Annotated in this window: 11 protein-coding genes and 1 pseudogene; 10 read left to right on the forward strand and 2 right to left on the reverse strand. The window is 69.0% G+C overall.

Going from position 1 to position 16,902, the window contains the following annotated elements; translation table 11 throughout:
- The first annotated feature begins 82 nt into the window (after nt 1-82).
- From KF903_RS10200 to KF903_RS10215, 4 genes are all read left to right on the forward strand, one after another.
- Nucleotides 83-589 carry a CinA family protein gene (locus KF903_RS10200; protein ID WP_291214282.1) on the forward strand — a complete coding sequence of 169 codons (507 nt, stop codon included), beginning with the start codon at nt 83-85 and terminating at the stop codon, nt 587-589.
- A gap of 116 nt (nt 590-705) precedes the next feature.
- The gene (gene recA / locus KF903_RS10205; protein WP_291214284.1) at nt 706-1,737 is read left to right on the forward strand and encodes a recombinase RecA; all 1,032 of its coding nucleotides are present in this window, start codon (nt 706-708) and stop codon (nt 1,735-1,737) included.
- Nucleotides 1,738-1,756: 19 nt separating this feature from the next.
- Nucleotides 1,757-2,338, forward strand: coding sequence for an RNA 2',3'-cyclic phosphodiesterase (gene thpR / locus KF903_RS10210; RefSeq protein WP_291214286.1), 582 nt, complete (start codon nt 1,757-1,759; stop codon nt 2,336-2,338).
- Between the two features lie 29 nt (nt 2,339-2,367).
- Entirely contained in the window at nt 2,368-3,081 is a 714-nt protein-coding gene (locus KF903_RS10215) for a pseudouridine synthase (RefSeq protein ID WP_291214288.1), read from the forward strand.
- A 160-nt stretch (nt 3,082-3,241) separates the two neighbouring features.
- On the opposite strand, the gene KF903_RS10220 is transcribed toward KF903_RS10215, so the two are convergent.
- Together KF903_RS10220 and KF903_RS10225 are read right to left on the reverse strand one after the other, a co-directional pair.
- A complete protein-coding gene (locus tag KF903_RS10220) occupies nt 3,242-3,958 on the reverse strand; it encodes a YebC/PmpR family DNA-binding transcriptional regulator (RefSeq protein WP_291214290.1) in 717 nt (238 codons plus the stop codon).
- Nucleotides 3,959-4,037: 79 nt separating this feature from the next.
- Complete coding sequence (locus tag KF903_RS10225) at nt 4,038-6,863, reverse strand: S53 family serine peptidase (RefSeq protein ID WP_291214292.1); 2,826 nt, start codon at nt 6,861-6,863, stop codon at nt 4,038-4,040.
- 247 nt (nt 6,864-7,110) lie between these two features.
- On the opposite strand from KF903_RS10225, the gene KF903_RS10230 reads away from it, so the two are divergent.
- The 6 genes and pseudogenes from KF903_RS10230 to KF903_RS10255 all read left to right on the forward strand — a co-directional run.
- Nucleotides 7,111-9,054, forward strand: coding sequence for a hypothetical protein (locus KF903_RS10230; RefSeq protein ID WP_345777754.1), 1,944 nt, complete (start codon nt 7,111-7,113; stop codon nt 9,052-9,054).
- A gap of 92 nt (nt 9,055-9,146) precedes the next feature.
- A pseudogene (locus KF903_RS10235) lies at nt 9,147-10,769 on the forward strand (ABC-F family ATP-binding cassette domain-containing protein); the annotation flags it as partial.
- Between the two features lie 280 nt (nt 10,770-11,049).
- Nucleotides 11,050-12,093 (forward strand): methyltransferase, encoded by a 1,044-nt coding sequence (locus KF903_RS10240; RefSeq protein ID WP_291214294.1) that lies wholly within the window; start codon nt 11,050-11,052, stop codon nt 12,091-12,093.
- Nucleotides 12,090-12,809 carry a 16S rRNA pseudouridine(516) synthase gene (locus tag KF903_RS10245; RefSeq protein ID WP_291214296.1) on the forward strand — a complete coding sequence of 240 codons (720 nt, stop codon included), beginning with the start codon at nt 12,090-12,092 and terminating at the stop codon, nt 12,807-12,809. The genes KF903_RS10240 and KF903_RS10245 overlap by 4 nt, the downstream gene beginning before the upstream one ends.
- A gap of 140 nt (nt 12,810-12,949) precedes the next feature.
- Entirely contained in the window at nt 12,950-13,699 is a 750-nt protein-coding gene (locus KF903_RS10250) for a phosphodiester glycosidase family protein (RefSeq protein WP_291214298.1), read from the forward strand.
- Nucleotides 13,700-14,019: 320 nt separating this feature from the next.
- Nucleotides 14,020-16,902: DUF6531 domain-containing protein (locus KF903_RS10255; protein WP_291214299.1), on the forward strand; the 2,883-nt coding region annotated here is incomplete at its 3' end.

Below are 16,902 nucleotides of genomic sequence, written 5' to 3' on the forward strand. Positions count from 1 at the left end.
CGCGCATGCGGCGCGCGGGCACGGCCGCTCGCAGTGGGCGCGAGTCTGCTAACTTGGCGCTCCCTGCGAACGGAATGCCCCGATGAATGATGTCGCCCATACCGATGCCGGACTGGCCGAACGCGGCCGCGTGGTCGCCGAGCTGCTGCTCACGCGTGGCCAGACCATGGTGACGGCCGAATCGTGCACGGGGGGCTGGATCGCCAAGGTGCTGACCGACATTCCCGGCAGCTCGGCCTGGTTCGAATGCGGCGTGGTCGCCTACGGCTACGAGGCCAAGGAGGCCTTGCTCGGCGTGCATCCCCAGACGCTCGAGCGCACCGGCGCGGTGAGCCAGGAAACCGTCATCGAGATGGTGTCGGGTGCCCTGGCGCGCTATGGCGCGAGCGTGGCGGTGGCGGTCACCGGCGTGGCGGGTCCGAGTGGCGGCACGCCCGACAAACCGGTCGGCACGGTCTGGATCGGCTGGAAGCGGCGCGGCGGCTACGCGCATGCGCAAGTGTTCCACTTCGACGGCGACCGCGAGGCCGTGCGGCGCCAGACCGTCGCCGCGGCGCTCGATGGCGTGCGCCAGATTCTTACGAACTGACACGGCGTTTGGCGGTCGGCGTTGGCGGCGCTGTGGGATAATCTGCGCCTTGTGCCGTCTCCGCTGCTGAGACGGCGCGGCGGCACACTGGCCGCCACCACCGACGAGGACCCGTGATGGACGACAACAAGCGCAAGGCGCTGGCTGCGGCGCTCAGCCAGATCGAAAAGCAGTTCGGCAAGGGCGCGGTCATGCGCATGGGCGACAAGACCGACGAGGCGATCGACGTCGTCTCCACCGGTTCGCTCGGCCTCGACATCGCGCTTGGCGTCGGCGGCTTGCCGCGTGGCCGTGTGGTGGAAATCTACGGACCCGAATCCTCGGGCAAGACCACGCTGACGCTGCAGGTCATCGCCAACTGCCAGAAGAACGGCGGCACCGCCGCCTTCGTCGACGCCGAACACGCGCTCGACCCGAGCTATGCCGAAAAGCTCGGCGTCAACGTCGATGACCTGCTCGTGTCGCAGCCCGACACGGGCGAACAGGCGCTCGAGATCGCCGACATGCTGGTGCGCTCCAATGCCGTCGACGTGGTCGTGATCGACTCGGTGGCGGCGCTGACGCCCAAGGCCGAGATCGAGGGCGAAATGGGTGATTCGCATGTCGGCCTGCAGGCCCGCCTCATGAGCCAGGCGCTGCGCAAGCTCACCGCGAACATCAAGAAGTCAGGCACCTTGGTCATCTTCATCAACCAGATCCGCATGAAGATCGGCGTCATGTTCGGCAATCCGGAAACGACCACCGGCGGCAATGCACTCAAGTTCTATGCCTCGGTGCGGCTCGACATCCGCCGCATCGGTTCGGTCAAGCGCGGCGAGGAAGTGATCGGCTCGGAAACGCGCGTCAAGGTGGTCAAGAACAAGGTGGCGCCGCCGTTCCGCCAGGCCGAGTTCGAGATCCTCTACGGCGAGGGTTCCTCGCGCGAAGGCGAGTTGATCGAACTGGGCGTGGCCCACAACCTCGTCGACAAGTCGGGCGCCTGGTACAGCTACAACGGTGATCGCATCGGCCAGGGCAAGGACAACACGCGCCTGTACCTCAAGGAACACCCCGAGATCGCCAATGCGATCGATGCCGCGCTGCGCGCCAAGCTGCTGGTCAAGGCCGGGGCCTCGCCGTTGCCGGCGGTCGAGGTCGAGGAAGCCTGAAGCCGCTGCGGTCGCGCGCGTGGACCTGCTGCGCGCGCGTGCCGGCCCGTTGCACAACCTGTTCGTGGCCCTGCGGCCCGATGCTGCGGCCGCTACGGCACTCGCGGCCGCGGTCGCCGCACTGCGCGCGAGTGGCGCAACGGCGGGACGCTGGGTTGCCCAGTCACGTCATCACCTGACGTTGCAGTTCCTTGGCAGCCACGCCGCGCTCGACACCGCGCTCGTGGCGCGCGTCTGCGCCGCGGCGGCGCGGGTGCGCGCGGCGCCGTTCGAACTCATCCTCGACCGCTTCGGCAGTTTCGATCGACACAGCGGCGTCGTGTGGCTCGGCCCGACGCAGGTACCGGCGGCGCTCATCGCGTTGCATGCGGCACTCGTCGCGGCGTTGCGGCAGGCTGCGCTGCCGTTGCCGCCGACGCAGCCGTTCGTGCCGCATGTGACTGTGCTGCGCAACGCGCAGGCCGCGTTCGCGGCGCCGTGTTCGCCGCCGGTGCGCTGGCCGGTCGGGCAGTTCATGTTGATCGACAGCCCGCTGCGGCCGGCGCTGCCGTATCGCGTGCTCGGGTGCTGGTCGCTGGCGGATTCCGACACCGGCAGTTGAACGGGCGCGCCTGCCGCTACAATGCGCCGATGCGCTTGAACAAACATATCGCCGACAGCGGCCACTGCTCGCGGCGCGAGGCTGATCGGCTCATCGCCGCGCAGCGCGTCAAGGTCAATGGCGTCGTCGCCGGCATCGGCACCCAGGTCGAGGAAGGCGACGCCGTGCTCGTCGACGGGCAGGCGCTGGCCACGCGCAAGCCGCGCAAGGGTGGGCGACGGCACGTCTACATCGTGCTCAACAAACCGGTCGGCATCACCTGCACCACCGAGCACGAGGTGGGCGGCAACATCGTCGATTTCATTGGCCATGAGCAACGCATCTTTCCGATCGGGCGGCTCGACAAGGACTCCGAAGGCCTGATCCTGCTCACCAGCAATGGCGACATCGTCAACGACATCCTGCGCGCCGAGAACCGCCACGAAAAGGAATACCTGGTCGCGGTCAACCGGCCGGTTACTCCCGAGTTCCTTGCTGGCATGGCGCGCGGCGTGCGCGTGCATGGCCAGCTCACCAGGCCATGTCGTACCTCGCGCATCGCCAAGTTCGGCTTCCGCATCGTGCTCACGCAGGGCCTCAACCGGCAGATCCGGCTGATGGCGGCCGCGTTCGGCTATCGCGTGACGCAACTGCGCCGCGTGCGCATCGTCAACATCCGGCTCGGCGCGCTCAAGCCCGGTCAGTGGCGCAACCTGACCGAACCCGAATTGCGCGAACTGCTGCCGGCGCGCACCGACTGGTGAGAGCGGCGGCCCGATCGAGCATCAGGGCCTGCAGGCTTGGCAGCGTGGTGTTGGCACTGGTGCCGAAGCCAATGTCATCGCTCCGGATCGCTACCACTTGGCTTGCGCCGTCCCGGCGGTAGCCGGTCCGCAGCCGCGGCCCGGCGTCCGCCCGCATTGCTCACTCGGCGAGCGCGGCGTTGTGATAGACCTCCTGCACGTCGTCGAGCGCGTCGAGCCAGTCGAGCAGGTCGCGCAGCGTCTCGGCAGCCTCGCCGCTGACGCCCGTGCGGTTCTCGGGACGCATGACGATGTCGGCGCGCAGCGGCGCAAAGCCCGCCGCCTGCAGTGCCGCCTTGACCGCCTCGAACTGTTCGGGTGCGCACAGCACTTCGCTGTGGCCATCGCCAGCCACGACGTCATCGGCACCGGCGTCGATGGCGACTTCGAGGATGCGATCCTCGCTGCCGGCGGCGGTGGTGGCGAACACGAGTTCGCCGATGCGCTTGAACTGGAACGCAACCGAACCGCTGGTGCCGAGATTGCCGCCGTGCTTGGTCAGCGCGTGACGCACCTCGGCCACCGTGCGCGTGGGGTTGTCGGTCATGGCGTCGATGATGAGTGCGATGCCACCGGGGCCGTAGCCCTCGTAGCGCAGTTCCTGCATGTCGTCGGCGCCATCGGCACCCGAGCCGCGGCGGATCGCGCGCTCCATCGTGTCCTTGGGCATGTTGGCCACGAGCGCCTTGTCCATGGCGGCGCGCAGGCGCGGATTGCCGGCCGGGTCGGCACCGGTGCGTGCCGCGACCGTGATCTCGCGGATCAGCTTGGTGAAGATCTTGCCGCGCCGAGCATCTTCGGCGTTCTTGCGGTTCTCGATGCTGGGGCCTCTGCCCATGGTCGTGCCTGCGTAGCGGAAATGGCGAACGGGCGATTTTAGCGCGGCGCCGCGCCGATCGACATGGCGCCGCAGGCGGTCATGGCGTGCAACCCTGCGGCACCGGCGTCAGGCGCCCGATGTCGAGCGTGCCGCTTTGCCCGGCATGGCTGCCGCTGGTGAAGCGGTACTCGAAGCGCCCCGCGCTGCAGCTGGTGAAGACGAGCCGGCCGGTACCGACCTGCACCGTCTGCGTCGTTGCCGGCGCATCGAAGATTCCGCCGGTACTGTCGTAGATGCCGATCGAATCGAAGCTCGTCTGTGTGGCCGTGGCCAGGCTTTGCAGCGTGAACCAGTGCTGGCCATTGGGCCCGCTGCTGGCGGTACCGCTTGGCAGGAACGTGTACCAGGCGCCGAACAGCACGCCTTGCGGCGGGTTGAAGTCGAGGATCAGGCCCTGGCCGCTGTTGGACGGATCGGGCCAGGCGCCGCCGCGCGCGTAGTTGGCCGGCGCCGCCTGCGGGTTGGCGCAATTGACGTCGGCCAGCAGGCGCTGCAGCGGAATGAGACCGCGACGGCCGTCGGTGAAGCTGTACGACAGCGCGGCGTGGTTGCAGTCGTTGAAGTTGATGCTGGCCTCGCCGACGACCTGGGTGGTGGTGGCTTGCGCCGAGTCGAAGCGGCCGCCCAGGGTCTGGTAGATCGACATCGTCGAGTAACTGGTCTGGTCGACCGTGCCCTGCACCGTGTACCAGCGCTGATGCCCGCTGAGGTCGAACGTGAACCAGCCGGCGAACAGGTTGCCGCGGCTGGTGCCGAACAGGTCGGGTGAGATTTCCATCACCAGGCCTTGGCTGTCGGTGACCGGATCGCCCCAGGAACCCGTGAGCGCGAAGCGGTTGGCCGTCATGTTCCATGCATCGAGCAGGTTGGAGATGTCGAGCGAGCCCAGGCCCGTCGCCATGTCGTAGCCGGTTCCGACCAGATAGCCCTCGACACCGCCGCTCAGGCTCGTGGGTCCCGGCAGGCTGTTGTTGCAGAGGCTGGCGGTGCCCACCGAGCAGGTGCTGACGCCGCTGCTTTCGACCGTGACGTCGTGATAGATGTCGTGGCTGCTCGCCGCCAGCGAATACAGGCGCGGGTTGAGGTTGCCCTGCGCGTGCAGCGCCTTCTGGTTGATGAGCGCCGCCACGCCGGCCATGCTCGGCGCCGAGGCCGAGGTGCCACCCCACAGCAGGAAATGGAACTTGTTGTCGTCACCGGGCACGCACGAGGCATTGGATGCCGCCATGCAGCCGAAATAGCCGTTCTTGACCGAGGCGCCGAACGACACGTCGGGCAGGTAACGCCCCTGCGTCGCGGTCGGCATGCCCGGCGCGACCTGCCAGGCCGGCCGCCTGACATAGGTGCTGACGCCGCCGCCGGTGGCGGCGACGTGGCTCTTGCCGTCCTTGTCCAGCGGCTCGTTCCAGGCGCCCTCGCGGATGTAGCCCTTGGCCGACACGAAGCCGCTCGTGTTGCCGGGGTTCCAGAACGCCCGGTCGTCGGTGCCGATGCCGAAGCTGGTGCCGCCGACGCAGGTCACGTGGCCCGATGCACACAGGATGTTGGTGCTGCGCACGAGACCGGGCTCGGGCACCGTGAAGTACTTGGCGCAATCGGCTGCACCGGCATCACCCGAGGAAACGAATACCGACTGGCCCTGCATCGCCGCCTGCAGGTAGACGTCCTCGAGCCAGTTGGCCACCGCCTGCGAATTGGCGCCCTCGCAGGAACCGAAGCTGACCGAGATGATCGACGCTTCGAGTGGTTCGGCATCGACCGCGTGGATGAGTGACAGGATCAGGCCGTCGCTGTTGTTGCGGTCGCCGCTCACGATGAGCTTGATGTCGGCGCCCGGCGCCACGCTTCCGGCGCGGGTCACGTCGAGCGTGGCCTCGCCCTGGTCACCCAGCGACTCGTCCGGGTCATCGCAGCTCGGCGTGCCGGTGGTGCCGCAGGTGGTGGCGGGCGGGCCCGGATCGCTGCCATCGGGCGGAATCACCACGATCGGCGTCTTCATCGTGACGTTGGTGCGCTGTCCGAAGGCCTGGATGTCGGCGTCGTTGACGCGCGCGCGGCCAAGCACGGCGATGGTCTGGCCGCGGCCGTCGAGACCCTGTGCGGTGGCGCGTTCCTGACCGTAGATCTTGGCGAAGTCACCCGGTGTCACGTAGTGCGCGCAGACCGTGCCCTGGCAGTTCGACATCGCCGGCTTGCCGCTGCCGCTGAACACGGCCTCGTGCCGCTCGCGGTGCGCCAGCGGCGTGAAGCGCACTTCGCTGAGGCCCACTACGCCGCCGATGATGTCGGCCATGTCGCTTGCAATCGCCACTTCGCCCGCGGGCGCCATGCGCTTGCGGCCGTCGGCGGTCTGGTACCAGTGCAACTGCGTGCCGAAGGCGGCGCCGACGGCGGCGGCGCTGCCGGCAAAGCGCATCCGCGTGCGGCTGTTGGCGATCGCTTCGACCCGCAGGCCGTGGCCAAGCAGCCAGCTGCTGACCCGTGCGATGTCGGCGTCGCTGGCGCCGAACCGCGCGCCGATCTCGCTCGGCGTGAGCCAGCGCTGGTAGTTGGGCGAGGCCGGGTCCTGCACCTGGGCGAGATAGGCATCGAAGGCCGCCTGGCGCTCGGGCGAACGCTTGAGCGAGAGCTGCAGGGCGCCCAGCTCGAGCGCCTGCGACACGGCGCCGCGATCGTTCTTGGCGCTGGCCCAGGCGACGCCCTGGTCGCGCAGCACGGCGCGCTGCGGGCTGGCGACGCGCAGTGCGGCGGGCGGCGCGGCGGCGATCGCCGCCGTTGCTGCCAGAGCCACCAGTACGGCCAACAGGTAGGCGCGGCGCGGCGTGGCGCGCGCCGGCGGGGTGACTCGGGGGTGGGTGCTCATTGCGGCGCGGGTCCGGTCATGCGGGAGCCCGGCATGATCCGGGTGCGGCTGCTGCCGTGCAAGTCGCGCCCCGCGGCAACCTGCCGCTGACGTGATCCGTGCCGGGTGTCACGGATTCGACCCGCGGTGGCGGGGCGGCTTGATCCAGATCAGGGCCGGCCGCGGCGCGGCAGCCGAGCATCAGCCGACCGCAAAGGGGAGTGGTGCGATGGCCTGGGCAGCGATGTGGCGGGGCGGATGCTTGGCCGTGATGGGCCTGTCGGCAATCGCGGCGGCGGCCGATCCGCTGCCGCTGACCCAGCGCGATTTCCTCGTGCCGGGGACACAGGTCGGCGATGTCGATGCGAGCACGTTCTTCCCGCCGCAGTTGTGTTCGGCCTGCCATTCGCACACGCCCAACGACTCAGCGCCCTACGACAGCTGGCGCGGCAGCCTCATGGCGCAGGCCGGGCGCGATCCGCTGTTCTTCGCCCAGATGACCACCGCCAACCAGGACGTGGCCAATGTCGGTTCCTACTGCCTGCGCTGCCATGTGCCAATGGCGGTGGTCAGCGGCAGCGTCGCCACACCCGATGGCAGCGCACTGGGCAACCGCGACAAGGATGGGGTCGACTGCCATTTCTGTCACGCGATGGTCGACCCCGTGTACAAGCCCGGCCTCAGCCCGCCGCAGGACCAGGCCATCCTCGCCGCGCTCGACCAGGTGCCGGCGCACGCCGGCAATGCGATGTTCGTCCTCGACCCCGAAGGTCTGCGGCGCGGTCCGCGCAGCGATGCGTTGCCGCCGCATTCGCTGGCCACTTCGCCCTACCATCGCAGCGCCGCGCTGTGCGGCAGTTGCCACGATGTCGGCAATGTCGCGGTGTCGCGCCAGGGCGATGGCACTTACCGCTACAACGCGCTCGACACACCGGCACCGACCGCTGACCCGGCGCAGCATTTTCCGCTCGAGCGCACCTATTCGGAGTGGCGTTTGTCGGCGTTCGCGAGCGGCGGCGTCGACATGGGTGGCCGCTTCGGCGGCGATGGCGGTGGCGTGGTGTCGACCTGCCAGGACTGCCACATGCCGGTGCGCGGCGGCCAGGCCTGCACCAGTGGCCCCGACCGGCCCGACCTGCGCAGCCACGATTTCGCCGGCGCCTCATCGTGGGTGCTCGACATCATTGGTCGCTACAACGCCGGCGACCCGGCCGTCGATCCGGCCGCGATCGCCACCGGCATGGCGCGCGCCAACGATATGCTCGGCCGCGCCGCGTCGCTCGAACTCGTGCAGCAACCCGGCGGCGTGCTGCGCGCACGCGTCATCAACGAATCGGGCCACAAGCTGCCGACCGGGCACATCGAAGGTCGCCGTGCCTGGGTCGAAGTGCGCGTGCTCGATGCCGCGAGCAACGTGCTGCGAACCTATGGCGGCTACGACGCCGCGACCGCCGAGTTGGACGAAGACAGCACGGTGGTCTACGAGATGGCGGTGGGCCTGTCGCCGGCCGCCGCGGCACTGACCGGCCATCCCGTCGGGCGCACCACCCACATGGCGCTGGCCGATACCGTGGTCAAGGACAGCCGCATTCCGCCGCGTGGTTTCGTCAACGCGGCCTTCGCCGCCGCCGGCGCACCGACGGTCGGCCGTGACTATGCCGATGGCCAGTACTGGGACGACGTGCGCTTCTGGTTGCCGCAAGGCGCCGCGCAGGTGCAGGTGGCGGTGCACTACCAGACCGCGACGCGGCACTACATCGAGGCGCTGCGCGATGCCAACGTGACCGATCACTGGGGCGATACGCTGCATGATCTGTGGGAGCAGAGCGGACGCTCGCCGCCGGTCACGATGGCGAGCGGCAACCTCGCGATCGGCGACTTCCTGCGTGGCGACTTCAACGGCAACGGCGCGCTCGACCAAGCCGATGCCGACCGCCTGGCGGCCTGCATCGGCGCCGGCGCTGCCGGCATCGAGGCCTGCCTCGCTGGCGACTTCAACGGTGATCGTCGCGTCGATTGCAGCGATGCACAGGCATTCGCCGCGGCCTGGCCTGGTCCGGGCGCGGCGCCATTGCCGCCGGTGTGCGTGGCCGGCACGGCGCGGGCGGTGCCGGCCAGTTCGGGCTGGGGGCTGGCCCTGCTCGGCGCGCTGCTGCTGCTGGTCGGCGCCGGCGCACTGCAGCGGTCCCTGCGCAGGCGCCGCCGCGTCTAGTCGCCGGCGCTGCTGGCCAGGCCGACACGCGGCCTGCGCGCGGGCCGCGGGGCGCTCGGCTACAATCCGCGCCCCGCATCGATGCCAGTCCCATGATCGCGTTCCGAAATTTCGCCCTGCGCCGCGGCGAACGCCTGCTGCTGTCCGACGTCGACATCGCCCTGCATGCGGGCGCCAAGGTCGGCGTCGTCGGCCGCAACGGCTGTGGCAAGTCGAGCCTGTTCGCCACCGTCATGGGCGAAGTCGAAGCCGACAAGGGTGACATCGACCTGCCCAAGTCGCTGCGCATCGCCAGCGTGGCGCAGGAAACGCCCGCGCTGGCCGATGCGGCGATCGATTTCGTGGTATCGGGTGACCGCGAAGTGCACGCGATCCTCGAGGCCGAGAAGGCGGCGACGATCGCCGAGGATTGGGATGGCGTCGCCGCCGCGCACCAGCGGCTGGCCGAAATCAACGGCTACGACGCCGAGGCGCGCGCCGGACGCCTGCTGCATGGCCTCGGCTTCCGGCCGGCGACCCACCGCATGGCCGTGGCCGAATTTTCGGGTGGCTGGCGCGTGCGCCTCAACCTTGCCCGTGCCCTCATGCAACCGTCCGACCTGCTGCTGCTCGACGAACCGACCAATCACCTCGACCTCGATGCGGTGCTCTGGCTGGAGCAGTGGCTGCAGAAGTACCCAGGCATGCTGCTGATGATCTCGCACGACCGCGAGTTCCTCGACGGCCTGTGCACCCACACGCTGCACCTGCACGAAGGCCGCGCCAGGCTCTACACGGGCGACTACACGAGTTTCGAGCACCAGCGTGCCGAGCACCTGCGTCTGCAGCAGATCGCATTCGAGAAGGAACAGGCCGAACGCGCGCACCTGCAGGCCTTCATCGACCGCTTCAAGGCCAAGGCCAGCAAGGCCAAGCAGGCACAGTCGCGCATGAAGCGGCTGGCCAAGCTCGCCGGTACCGAGGCCGTGCGCGCCGAGCGCGAGATCCGCATCAACCTGCCGGAGCCGCTCAAGCTGCCGCACTCGCTGCTGCGCCTGAACGCGGTCGAGGCCGGCTATCGCGTGGCCGGTCGCGTGCAGGCGGGGCCGTCCGATCACGACATCGCGCAGGAAGGCGATCACGTGACGATCCTGCGCGGCGTCAAGTTCGCGCTCGAAGCGGGCGACCGCATCGGCCTGCTTGGCCCCAACGGCGCCGGCAAATCGACCCTGGTCAAGACGCTGGTGGGCGAATTGCCGCTGCTCGCCGGCGAACGCACCGCACATCCCGATCTCGTGCTGGGCTACTTCGCCCAGCACACGGTCGAATCGCTGCACGCCGGCCAATCGCCGATCGACCATCTGCGCGACATCGCGCCCGGCGTGGCGACGCAGGATTTCCGCGACTATCTCGGCCGCTGGCAGTTCCCCGGTGACCGCGCCTTCGAGAGCATCGATGGCTTCTCGGGTGGCGAACGCGCGCGCCTGGCACTTGCGTTGATCGCCTGGCGCAAGCCCAACGTGCTGCTGCTCGACGAGCCCACCAACCATCTCGATCTGGAAATGCGCGAAGCGCTGGCCGAGGCGCTCAGCGACTTCGATGGCGCGATCGTGCTGGTCTCGCACGACCGTCACCTCACCGGCCTGGTTTGCGACACCTACTGGCGCGTGGCCGATGGCAAGGTCGAGGAGTTCGACGGCGACCTCGACGCCTACGCGGCCTGGCTGCGCGCGCGCGGCAGCAACGGCGGCGGCGAAGGCGACGAGCGCGGCAAGTCGCGCGACAAGGACAAGGCGCAGCAGGACAAGCCCAAGGACAAGGCGCAGCAGGACAAGGGCAAGGACAAGGCGCAGCAGGACAAGGGCAAGGACAAGGGCGGCAGGGTTCCCGACTACACGCCGCGCGACCGCAGCAAGGGCAAGGCGCGCTGAGCCCGCTGCACGCCGCGCCGCGCGGCGTGGCCGCTACACTGCGTGCTGCGCCGCGTCCCCGCCGCCACTGTCCACCTGCACCGACATGCTTGCCCTCGCCCAGACCCTGTTCGCACCGCTCGACATCGGCGCTGTGAAGCTCGCCGCCGATGCCCGCGTGCTCGTGCTCGGCGCGCGCGACGGGCAGGGCTGGCGCCAGCACGCGGGACCGCACTGGTGCTGCGAGCAGGGCTTCAGGCCATGGCACGACGCGCTGCGGGCCGCCGGTCTGGCGGCGACCGAGCGCGTGGCCGATGCCACTTTCGACGCCGCACTGATCTTCACGCCGCGCCAGCGCGAGCGCGCGCGGGCGCTGTACGCGCGCGCCGCCGCGCTGGTGGGCGAGGGCGGCACGATCCTCGCCGCGCAGCGCAACGACCAGGGCGCGCGTTCCGCGCAAGCCGATTTCGGCGCGCTGCTGGGCGCGGCCGAGCAGCACACGCAGCGCAAATGCCGCGTGTTCTGGGCGCGGCGCCAGCACGACCGGATCGATGCGGAGCGGCTGGCGCAGTGGCAGGCATTGGATACGCCGCAGCCGATTCTCGGCGGCCGCTGGTGGAGTCGGCCGGGTCTGTTCGCGTGGGATCGCATCGATGCCGGTTCGGCCCTGCTCGCCGCGCAGTTGCCGACCACGCTGGCCGGTCGCGTCGCCGATCTTGGCGCCGGCCACGGTTACCTCGCCTGCGCCATCCTCGAGCGCTGCCCGCAGGTGGACGCGCTCGATCTGTACGAAGCCGAGGCGCTCGCGCGCGAACCGGCGCTGCGCAATCTGGCGGCGGCTGTCGCCGCCAGCGGTCGCGCGGTCGACACCCATTTCCACTGGCATGACGTGCGGCAGGGCCTGACGCGATCATACGACGCGATCGTGACCAATCCGCCGTTCCACGAAGGCCGCGCCGACGAGCCCGAACTGGGCCGCGCCTTCATCGCCGCGGCCGCCGCCGCGCTCGCGCCCACCGGTGAACTGTGGCTCGTCGCCAATCGGCACCTGCGCTACGAAGCGCTGCTCGTGCAGCGTTTTTCGCAGGTGCGCGAACTGGCCTGTGATGACGGCTACAAGGTCATCCACGCCACGGGGCCGCGCGCATGAAACTGGTCAGGCACATCGCCCGACTCGGCTATGGCAGCCGCAAGCAGGTGCTGGCCTTGCTGCGCGAGGGTCGCATCACCGCGGCGGACGGACGCGCGCTCGCCGCCGACACTGCGCTCGACCATGCATTGCTGCGACTCGACGGCGAGCCACTCGACGTGGCGCCCGGTTTCATCGCGATGCTGCACAAGCCGGTCGGCTACACCTGCTCGCGCAAGGATGCGGGGCGCCTCGTGCACGATCTGTTGCCGCCGCGTTGGCGCGCGCGCGAGCCGCAGGTGTCGACAGTCGGGCGCCTCGATCGCGAAACCTCGGGCCTGCTGCTGCTCACCGACGATGGCGCCCTGCTGCACCGGATCATCGCCCCGCGCGCGCATGTGGCCAAGGTCTACGTGGCCGAGCTCGCACAGGAGATGCGCGGTGATGAAGCGGCGTTGTTCGCGAGCGGCACGCTCATGCTCGAATCCGAGACCACGCCGCTGGCGCCGGCGCAGCTGCGCGTGCTCGCGCCGCGCCGTGCGCAGCTGACGCTGCACGAGGGGCGCTACCACCAGGTGCGGCGCATGTTCGCGGCGACCGGCAACCACGTGCTTGCACTGCATCGCGTCGCAGTTGGCGCGCTCACGCTCGGCGAGCTGCCCGCGGGGCAGTGGCGGCTGCTCGACGCCGACGACATCGGGCGCATCTTCGTGCCGCCGGTCGATGCCGGCGCGTGACGTGCGTAGCGTTGCCGGCGCGGCCGATGTGCGATGCTGATGTCGCCCCGAGCGAGGTGATGCAGGCGATGCCGACAACAGTGACGCGACCCCGATGTCGGTTGGCGGTGCGGCGCGTGCGCGGCGCGGCGCGAGTCGGCATGGCGGTGCTGGCCTGCCTGCTGGCTGCGCCGGCGCCCGGGTTCGAATTGCGCCGCGTCGCCCACGGCGCCGATCGCTACGTGCTGGTCGAGCTCGATCTCGACCACGATGCGCTCGAGCTGCGCTGGCAGGATGGCGCCGGCAAGTCGCTGGGCAGCATCGAAAGCCTGCGCGCCTGGGGCGCGGCGCGCGGACGCACGCTGCAGTTCGCCACCAATGCCGGCATCTACGATCGCGAGCTGCGGCCGCTGGGTCTGCATGTGGAAGATGGCAGCGAGCGGCGTCGGCTCAACACCGTGCGCCTGCCCGGCACGGTCGGCAACTTCTCGATGCAGCCCAACGGCGTGTTCTACGTCGACGAGGCCGGCAATGCCGGCGTCATGACCACGCAGACCTGGCAGGCCCGGCCCATCCCGGCGCGCATCGCGAGCCAATCGGGACCGATGCTGCTCGTCGATGGCGAGGTCAACCCGAGCTTCGATCCGGCATCGACCAGCCGCAAGATCCGCAGCGGCGTCTGCGCGCCCAGTCCGCGTCGCGTGGTGTTCGCGATCAGCGAGGTGGCGGTGTCGTTCCACCGCTTCGCGAGCATGCTGCGCGAGGACGCGGCCTGTCGCGACGCGCTGTTCCTCGATGGCACGCTGTCGCAGTTGTGGACGCGTGAGACCGGCTACGTCGGCGCGGCCGCGCCGCAGCTCAAGCCCTACGTCGGGATGTTCGCGGTGTTCGCGCCCGCGGCAGAACGTTGATCAATCGGACGGTCGCACGAAGCACTCGATAGTGCGATGCGCCGGGGCCGTCGTCAGAGTCCTTGCGCACATGCATCCCGTGGCGTCGAGCCGGTGCCGCCCGCTGGTCGTCGTGACGTGGCGATCGCGCAATGCTCGATGAGGCGGAAGCAACCCGTTGAACACGTGTCGACCGATGCAATCGCAGTGATGGCCACCGGCTTGTGACCGCTCTCACATCAACGCGAAACCGCGTCGAGTAGCGTGCGTCCGTGGCCGAGCGAGTTCGGTGCGCGACTCGCTTCTGGCGTGGCGTGGTGCACGAGTGAATGGAGGCCGTCATGAATTCGTTGCTGCGGTATGCGTGGGTTGGCGTGGTCAGCATCGTTGCTGCGTTGTCGGCCGCACCAGCTGCGGCGACACAAGGATGGTTCTCCAGTGTCGGCGACGGCTCGGTGCTCTACCGCAGTCCACAGGAGGCGTGCTTTTTAGGCGTCATGGGAGCCTACATCGAGGCTGATCGCCCGAGCAGGCCGCCCGCGGCGCAGTATCGCATTCTCGGCTCGAACGTGAGCGCCGTGGGCGATGGCGACTATCACTGCCAGGGCGTGCTGCACGTGCGTAGCGGCCCCGGAGCCACCAACTGGACTTTGCTGCTGACCGTGGGTGATGCCATGGTGATGGGCAATCCCAATGACGCCTGCAGCCTGCCCGGCTACAGTGACCCCGTGACTGGTCAATGCGGGCCACCCAAGTGCACCGATGAATGTTGTGGTGCCTGCCCCAACGGAAGCAATCCGATCCACGGCGCTTCGGGCAACAAGCACCAACGCGAAGTGGATTTCGTCGGCAGTGGCCCGTTTCCGCTGCGGTTGGAGCGCAGCTACGACAGCAACCGCGTGTGGGAAAAGCGCAGCCGACCGCTGGGTATCGGTTGGATGCACAGCTACGGCGCCTTCATCGTCGGCATCGGCCCGAGTCCATTTGCCGCTGCGGTGGCCTACCGCCCCGACGGTCGCGTGCTGTCGTTCACACGCACGGGCAGCACGTGGCAGGGCGATCCCGATGTTCCCGAGCGCTTGTCGCTCGAGACCGACGCGAGCGGCATGCCGCAGTGGAAGCTGGTGACGGCCGACGATCACACCGAGGTGTACGACGGCATCGGGTTGCTCAGATCGATCACCAACCGTGATGGCTTGACTCAGACGCTCGATTACGTCGATGCCGGCGGACGCAACAGCGGGCGCGTGTACACGGTGACCGATCCGCAAGGTCGACGCCTGCGTTTTGCCTATGACGCATCCGGACGGATCGATACGGTCACGGACGAGAATGATGTGGTGATCCAGTATGGACGCGACGCGAGCAACAACCTCACCTCCGTCACCTGGCCAATGCCCGGCGGCGCGAGCGCCACGCGCACCTACCACTACGCTGAGGCGGGGCAGACCGGTGGCGTTGCCCAGCCGCACGCGCTCACGGGCATCACCGACGAACTCAACCAGCGCTTCGCGAGCTGGGGTTACGACAACCGCGGTCGCGCCACGCTGAGCGTGCACGGCCCCTTCGCCGGCGGCAGCATCGACCGCACCGCCCTTGTCTTCAACGCCGACGGCACCACCGGCGTCACTGACGCGCTCGGTCAGCAGCGCACTTTCGGCTTCGACGTCAAATTTCAGGTAGCCCGTACTGCAGCACTGGATGTGCCGTGTGATTATTGCGCAGGGGCGGCGCAGACGAAGGCCTACGACGCCAACGGCTATCCGCAGTCCGAGCGCGACTTCCGCGACACCGAGACCCTGCACACCTTCGATGCGCGCGGCCTCGAAAGCGTGCGCATCGAGGCCAACAGCATCCCCGATCCTGCCAATCCGGCGCAGCGCATCACGCCGCCCGAGCAGCGCACGATCCACACGAGCTGGCACACCTCGTTGCGCGTGCCGTTGCAGCGCACGGTCACGAACCGCGCGGGCGTCATCGAGTCGCGCACCGACTGGTCGTACAACACGCGCGGCCAGCCGCTCGCGCGCTGCGACTACGATCTGACGGTTGCCGGCGCGGCGGGCTACGTCTGTGCCGCCACCGGCACGCCGCCGGCCGGCATACGGCGCTGGGTGACGAGCTATTGCGACGCGGTGGACGGGAGCGAGTGTCCGCTGGTCGGACTGGTGCGCTCGGTCGACGGCCCGCGCACGGACGTGGCGGACGTCACCACCTGGACCTGGCGCATGGCCGACGACCCCGCCACGCCGAAGAAGTACCGCAAGGGCGACCTGTGGAAGGTCACCAACGCACTCGGTCACGTCACGCAATACCTCGAATACGACGGCAACGGGCGGCCAACGAAAATCGTCGATCGCAACGGGGTCGTCACCACGATGATCTACCACCCGCGCGGCTGGCTGCGCGAGCGCACCGTGCGCGCTCGCGCCGACGGCGCCCCTGACGCGAATGATGCGACCACCACGATCGCCTACGACGGTGTCGGCAACGTGGTGCAGGTCACGCAGCCCGACGGCGCGTATCTGCACTACGACTACGACGTCGCGCATCGCCTGATCCGGATCACCGACAATACGGGCGCGCGCGTCGAGTTCACGCTCGACGCGCTCGGCAACCGGACGGCGGAGAAGACCTATGCCAGCGGCGGGTCGACGCCCGTGCGCCTGTTGACGCGCAGCTACGATACGCTCAGTCGCCTGAGCCACGAGTTTGACGCCCAGGGCCGCGATACCCAGTTCAGCTACGACGTCAACGGCAACCGCACCGACCAGATCGATCCGCTGCTGGTGAAGACGCGTTGGGCGTACGATCGGCTCAACCGACTCGAGAGCCTCGTGCAGGACGATCAGGGCTCGGCACCAGCGACGGCGAACACGACCACGGCTTACGCCTACGACGCGCGTGACAACCTCCGGCAGGTGACCGATCCCGATGCACTCACGACGGCCTACATGTATGACGGCCTGGGGAATCTGGATGGTTTGAACAGCCCCGATACGCAAACAACCACCTACAGCCAGGATGCGGCCGGCAATCGCACCTCGCAGATCGATGCGCGCGGTGTGGAGAACGGCTATGGCCACGACGCGCTCGGTCGCCTGACCGGCATCAAGTTCGGCTCGTCGCCGTCGGCGAGCTACCTCTACGACGAGGGCAATCTGACGACGGGGTGCGCGATCTCGTACCCGGTCGGGCGCCTGACGCGGATGCTCGATGCGAGC

This window comes from Dokdonella sp., assembly GCF_019634845.1.
Taxonomy (GTDB): domain Bacteria; phylum Pseudomonadota; class Gammaproteobacteria; order Xanthomonadales; family Rhodanobacteraceae; genus Dokdonella_A.